The following is a 6,391-nucleotide window of genomic DNA, read 5'->3' as shown; positions in this document are numbered from 1 at the left end:
TCGCCGCCGCGCTGCCGCCGCTGCTGACCGCGCCGACCCCGCCCCGCGGCACGCCCGACCTGCTCACCCTGGCGGCCGAGATGGCCAGCGCGACCGGGGTACGCATCGAGGTGCCGGGGCTGTCCGACGTGGTGGCACGCGGCGGCGGAAGCCGCCTGGTGACCGAGGCCCGCCGGCTCGCCACCGCGCTGACCGCCTGACCCGCTGGTTGGCCCCCACTGCCGGTCGGCCGGGGCACCCCGGCCGACCGCGGTCGAGCTGGCCGCCTGAGCTCACGACATGGCACTTGCTGTCAGACGTGCGGCAAACAGCCTTCGCCATCGGCGTAGGCCCCTTCTCTGGCCGCCCGAGCCTCACAGACCAGGTAGGAGCGGCGCTCCCGGACGATCTTGGGCGGCCGGGGTTAGGCTCTGCAAGGTGAACGGGCGGGATGAACCGAGGCTTCACCTCGAGCCGTTCTTGCACCTGGTGGACGTTACGCACGACCGGGCGCTGATCGCATGGGGTGGGTTCTGGTTCGAGCCGACCGGCGACAGGACCCGCTGGCGGATCGTCGACGACGAGCGGCTGCCCGAGGTGGCCGGCGGGCGCCGCGGCTGCATCGGCGCCGAAGCCGAGCCATACGGTGCGGCGCAGGTCGAGGTTCTAGACATGGCGGGTGCCGTGGTGGCCCGCGCGACCACCGCGCAGCGCTGCTGGGCGTGGGTCGAGGGGTTGGAGCCGGACACTGAGTACCGCTACCGGGTGCTGATCGACGGGGAGGAATGGGGCGCCGGCGAACGGTGGGACTGGACCCCGGACGACGCCGGCGGGTACTCCCTCAAGCCCGCCGGGCGCAGCTACGACCTGCGGCTGAGAACGGCTCCCGATCCTGAGGCGCGCGTCGGGCTGACGTTTGCCGCCATCGGCGACTACGGGGTCGGCATCTGCGCGGACTCCGAGTCCAGCCGCCGCCAGCGCCGGGTGGCCGAGGCGCTCGAACACCTCGTCACCGCCTGCGGGGTTCGGCTGGTCCTGAGCCTGGGCGACAACGTCTACCTCGGCGAGGAGGGCCGGATCGGTAACGAGAGCGGCGGGGAGGACGACGACTGGTACTCCAGCTTCTACCAGCCGTACCGCTACGTCATCAGCCGCGTGCCGGTGTTCCCCGCGGTCGGCAACCACGATACGACGGACTCCGAGGGAAGCGACGACCGCGCCCAGATGGAGGACAACTTCCACACCGCCCAGCGGTTCCGTGACGATGACGCGCGCGCCTCGGTCAGCCCTGGCCTGTTCTACCGGTTCCGGTACGGCGCCGATGTCGAGTTCGTCTGCATCGACACCTCCCTGGCGACCCCGGACGAGCACGTCCACCGCTTCTTCGAGGACGCCAAGCACCTGCGGTGGCTGGAGGAGACCTTCGCGCGTCAGGCGCCGCGGTGGCGGATCCCGTTCTCGCACCACCCGGCGTACTGCGCCGGTCCCGAGCACGGCAACGACCCGGAGATCCTCCAGGTGCTCGACCCGCTTTTCGCCGCAGGGGGCGTCCGGCTCGTGCTCTCCGGACACGAGCACAACTTCCAACTCACCCGCGCCCATGGCCGCACATACGTGGTCTCCGGAGCAGGGGGCAAGCTACGCGAACAGCTACCGCACGACTTCGACGCCGCCCACACCGAGGCCTGGGCGATGCAGGCGCACGTCCTACTGGTGGAACTCGACGCCGACACGGCCCGGCTGACACCCGTCTCTGGGCTGCGGGCCGACGGCTCACCGCACCTCATGACCGCCCTGACCCCGAGCAACGACGTACTCCGACCGCCCTTCATCGTGACGCCGTAGCCCATAGAGCGCCCCACATTTCGTCAGGATGTCGTCGTCCAGAGTGGCAGCATGGCAGCACCAGCTCTTTCCGCATGACGACCAGGGAACGACTGGGTGACGAAGTGGCCGCCGTGGCCGATGCGTGCTCATGCAGCGGCCAACACCGGCCTACAAAGGTCCGTAGCGCTTGCGGGCCTCCTGAACGGTTTCCGGCTTGACCTCGCCGTGCCGGGCCAGGGCCGCGAGCGCAGCGACCACGACCGACTGCGGGTCGACGCCGAAGTGGCGGCGGGCGGCCTCGCGGGTGTCGGAGAGGCCGAAGCCGTCCGTGCCGATCGAGTGCCAGTCCTGCGGCACCCACTGGCTGATCTGGTCCGGGACGGCCCGCATCCAGTCGCTCACGGCGAGCACCGGGCCGGGCGCGCCGTCCAGCGCCCGGGTGACGTACGGGATCCGGTCCTCGCCCTCGAGCTGTGCCGCGTCGCACTCGAGGGCGTCGCGGCGCAGCTCGCTCCAGGAGGTGGCGGACCACACGTCGGCCGCCACGCCCCAGTCGCTGGCGAGGAGCCGCTGGGCCTCCAGGGCCCAGTGGATGGCGGTGCCGGAGGCGAGGAGCTGCAGACGTGGGGCATCCGCCGCCACCTGATGGGCGTCGGCCTCCCGGAACCGGTAGAGGCCCTTGAGGATGCCCTCTTCGATGTCCGCACCCGAGGGCATGGGAGGTTGGATCTTCGCCTCGTTGTAGACCGTCAGGTAGTAGAAGACGTCCTCGGCGTCCGGCCCGTACATCCGGCGCAGACCGTCGCGGACGATCACGGCGACCTCGTACGCGAAGGCCGGATCGTAGGCGATCGCCGCGGGGTTCGTGGATGCGATGAGGTGGGAGTGGCCGTCCGCGTGTTGCAGGCCCTCGCCGGTCATCGTCGTACGGCCGGCGGTGGCGCCGATGAGGAAGCCGCGGCCGAGCTGGTCGGCGAGCGCCCACATCTGGTCGGCCGTCCGCTGCCAGCCGAACATCGAATAGAAGATGTAGAAGGGGATCATCGGCTCGCCGTGGGTGGCGTACGACGTGGCCGCGGCGGTGAAGTCGGCCATCGAGCCGGCCTCGGTGATGCCCTCGTTCAGGATCTGCCCGTCGCTGGCCTCCTTGTAGTACAGGAGCGTGTCGCGGTCGACCGGGTCGTAGGTCTGGCCGCGCGGCGAGTAGATCCCGGCGGTGGGGAAGAGCGACTCCATGCCGAAGGTACGCGCCTCGTCCGGGACGATCGGCACCCAACGCCTGCCGGTCTCGGGGTCCCGCAGCAGATCCTTGACCAGGCGGACGAAGGCCATGGTCGTCGCGATCTCCTGAGTACCGGACCCCTTGGCCAGGGCTTCGAAGGGCTTGGCGGGCGGCGCGGGCAGCACCACCGGGTGGACCCTGCGGGCCGGGGCGGGGCCACCCAGCGCGGCCCGGCGCTCGTGCAGGTAACGGACCTCCGGCGAGTCGGCACCGGGGTGGGCGTACGGCACCACGTCGCCGTTGAGCTCGCTGTCCGGGATGGGGAGTTCGAGCAGGTCGCGCAGCGCGCGGAACTCGTTGCCGGTCAGCTTCTTCATCTGGTGGTTGGCGTTGCGCGACTCGAAGTTGGGGCCGAGCGTGTACCCCTTGACGGTCTGGGCGAGGATCACGGTCGGCGCGCCCCGGTGCTCGACGGCGGCGCGGTAGGCGGCGTACACCTTGCGGGGTTCATGGCCCGCCCGGGAGGTGTGGAAGCACTCGGTGATCTTCGCCTCGGTCAGCACCTTCGCCATCTCGGCGAGCGCCGGGTCGGCGCCGAAGAAGTGCTCGCGGATGTAGCTGACGTCCCGGGCGGCGTACGTCTGGAACTGCCCGTCGGGGACCTCGCGCAGTCGGCGTACGAGCGCGCCCGTGGTGTCGAGGGCGAACAGGTCGTCCCAGGCCGAGCCCCACAGCGACTTGACGACGTTCCAGCCCGCCGCGCGGAACTGGGCCTCCAGCTCCTGGACGATCTTGGAGTTGGCGCGCACCGGCCCATCGAGCCGCTGCAAATTGCAGTTGATCACGAAGGTGAGGTTGTCCAGGCCCTCGCGACCGGCCAGGGCGAGCGCGGCGGTCGCCTCGGGCTCGTCCATCTCGCCGTCGCCGAGGAACGCCCACACCCGGGAGGCGGAGGTGTCCTTGATGCCACGGTGCTGCAGGTAGCGGTTGAACCGGGCCTGGTAGATCGCCGACAGCGGGCCCAGGCCCATCGACACGGTGGGGAATTCCCACAGCCACGGCAGCCGGCGCGGGTGCGGGTAGGAGGGGAGGCCGTCGCCGCCCGCCTCCTGCCGGAACCGGTCGAGGTGGCCCTCGGTGAGCCGTCCCTCCAGGAAGGCACGGGCGTAGATGCCGGGGGCGGCATGGCCCTGGAGGTAGAGCTGGTCGCCGGAGCCGTCGGCCTCCTTGCCGCGGAAGAAGTGCTGGAAGCCGGTCTCGTAGAGCCAGGCGGCGGAGGCGTAGGTGGCGATGTGGCCGCCCAGCCCGTAGCGGCTGCCGCGGGTCACCATCGCGGCGGCGTTCCAGCGGTTCCAGGCGGTGATGCGCCGTTCCATCTCCTCGTCGCCGGGGAACTGCGGCTCGGCGGCGGTCGGGACGGTGTTGAGGTATTCGGTCTCCAGCAGCTTCGGCAGCGAGAGGCCGGAGCCCTCGGCGTGTTCGAGAGTGCGGCGCATGAGGTACGAGGCGCGGTGCGGCCCGGCCGCCGCGGTGACGGCGTCGAGTGAGGCGGCCCACTCGGCGGTTTCCTCGGGGTCGCGGTCCGGGATTTGATCGAGTGCGCTTGACTGCTCTCGCTCGATGCCGGTCATGGTGGGCCGCCTTCCTTCCAACGGTTCCGGACCTTTCGTCCGCGGGCGAAAGGTCGAGACGGTGAGACAGGAAACCTGCGGACCGGAACAGCTCGGGCCAATGACTGCCCTCATGTCTGCTCCCGTCAGCAGCTACCAGCGAAGTGACGTTGTTAGCTGCCGCGCCGGTCCACCATCAAGGACCAGGTGACCCAGGGATTCGTGACAACCGAGCCGGGCCAGAACCTGTCACCAACGGCGTGCCGTGCGGTCCTGGCTGCGGGTGAGCAACGGCCCCGGGCAAGGAGAAGCGTTGTGCTTCGTACCGTCTCCGACCGATGACGGCCGCCGAGTGGGTCTGGCGGGGCCTGCCACCCGACCCCCTGAACGGCCGGCCGAAGCTGTGACGCGTCTTGCCCGCGCGTGACGTGACCGGCTGCCTGCACTGCCGCCGCAGCGATTCGAATCACGGAATGGGTATGCCGGGCACTGACGCGCAACCGTGCACTGGAATCAAGCGCACCACCGAACCCGGCAACGGTGACAGAAAGCGACAAAAGGGGAGGGAGGAAAGGCGGCATGCCCAACCGCGAGGCCTCAGCCGATGCCGTGCCGGCCTTCGACGCCGTCCGGCCCCGACTGTTCGGCATCGCCTACCGAATGCTCGGCAGCGTCGACGACGCCCAGGACATCGTCCAAGACACCTGGCTGCGGTGGCAGCAGACGGACCGGAGCGCGGTACGGGACGTAACAGCATTTCTCGTTACCACGACCACCCGGCTCGCCCTGAACACGGCGACATCGGCTCGCGCCCGTCGAGAATCCTACGTCGGTCCGTGGCTGCCCGAGCCCATCCACACCTCGGCCGACCCGGCAACCCGAGCCGAGCAGGGCGAAGCGCTCGGACTTGCGTTGCTACTCCTCCTGCAACGACTGAACCCGATCGAGCGCGCCGTGTACGTGCTACGCGAGGCCTTCGACTACCCCTTCCGGCAGATCGCCGAGGTCCTCGACATCACCGAGGCGAACGCGCGGCAGCTCGGGCGCCGGGCCCGCACGCACCTCGCGGAAGAACGGCACGCACCGGTCGCCCCCGCCGACCACGGCCGCCTGCTCCACGCCTTCCTCGCCGCCGCACGCTCCGGTGACCTGGGCCAGCTGGAAAAACTGCTCGCAAGAGATGTCGTCTCCTACGCCGACGGCGGCGGCATAGTCAGCGCAGCCCGGGTGCCGGTCACCGGCCGAACCAACGTCGCCCGTTACATCGTCGGCCTCGCGGCAAAGTTCGGCATGGATGTCTCGCTGGATGTCGTCGAGTCCAACGGGCACGAAGCCGTCCTCGTCCGCCGGGCGGAATCCGTCGTCGCGCTGTGCGCGATCGATGCCTCTCCCGAGGGGATCATACGGGTGTTGATCGTACTCAACCCGACCAAACTCGCCCGGTTTGGTCTATCTGACCTTCAGCAGGATAAACGGCCCCTTGGGTCGAGTGGAGGACCCGTAGGCGAAGTCCCGAGGTAAGGGCAGGCTGCTGCGCCAAGCCCACCACTCCAGGTCAAGTCTGGTTTCGAGGTGCTGGATGCCGAGGTGACTCGAACCCCAACAGGCTCCTCCTGGGTTGCACGAACAGCGACTCGATTGGTGACCGCTCGTAGCCGGGGGAGTGGGCCAGGTTCTACCGCCTCGCCCCTTGCCCCCGCACCAGCCCATTGACCCGAGCGCCCCGCGAGCCGGACGCTCGACCTGACACCTA

4 protein-coding genes are annotated in these 6,391 nt (G+C 69.8%); 3 read left to right on the top strand and 1 reads right to left on the bottom strand.

Annotation, left to right across the window (positions count from 1 at the left end; genetic code table 11):
- Positions 1–200 (top strand): hypothetical protein (locus NCC78_RS06910; RefSeq protein ID WP_250792511.1); only part of this gene is annotated, 200 nt, incomplete at its 5' end.
- A 268-nt stretch (positions 201–468) separates the two neighbouring features.
- Positions 469–1,824 (top strand): metallophosphoesterase, encoded by a 1,356-nt coding sequence (locus NCC78_RS06905; RefSeq protein ID WP_250792508.1) that lies wholly within the window; start codon positions 469–471, stop codon positions 1,822–1,824.
- 150 nt (positions 1,825–1,974) lie between these two features.
- Here NCC78_RS06905 and aceE read toward each other — a convergent pair whose 3' ends face one another.
- Entirely contained in the window at positions 1,975–4,659 is a 2,685-nt protein-coding gene (aceE, locus tag NCC78_RS06900; protein ID WP_250792506.1) for a pyruvate dehydrogenase (acetyl-transferring), homodimeric type, read from the bottom strand.
- Positions 4,660–5,217: 558 nt separating this feature from the next.
- Here aceE and NCC78_RS06895 point away from each other — a divergent pair.
- Complete coding sequence (locus tag NCC78_RS06895; protein WP_250792504.1) at positions 5,218–6,159, top strand: RNA polymerase sigma-70 factor; 942 nt, start codon at positions 5,218–5,220, stop codon at positions 6,157–6,159.
- Positions 6,160–6,391: the final 232 nt, after the last annotated feature.

Source organism: Micromonospora phytophila, from assembly GCF_023656545.1.
GTDB classification, from domain to species: domain Bacteria; phylum Actinomycetota; class Actinomycetes; order Mycobacteriales; family Micromonosporaceae; genus Micromonospora; species Micromonospora phytophila.
This window is presented reverse-complemented; position numbering and strand designations above follow the sequence as displayed.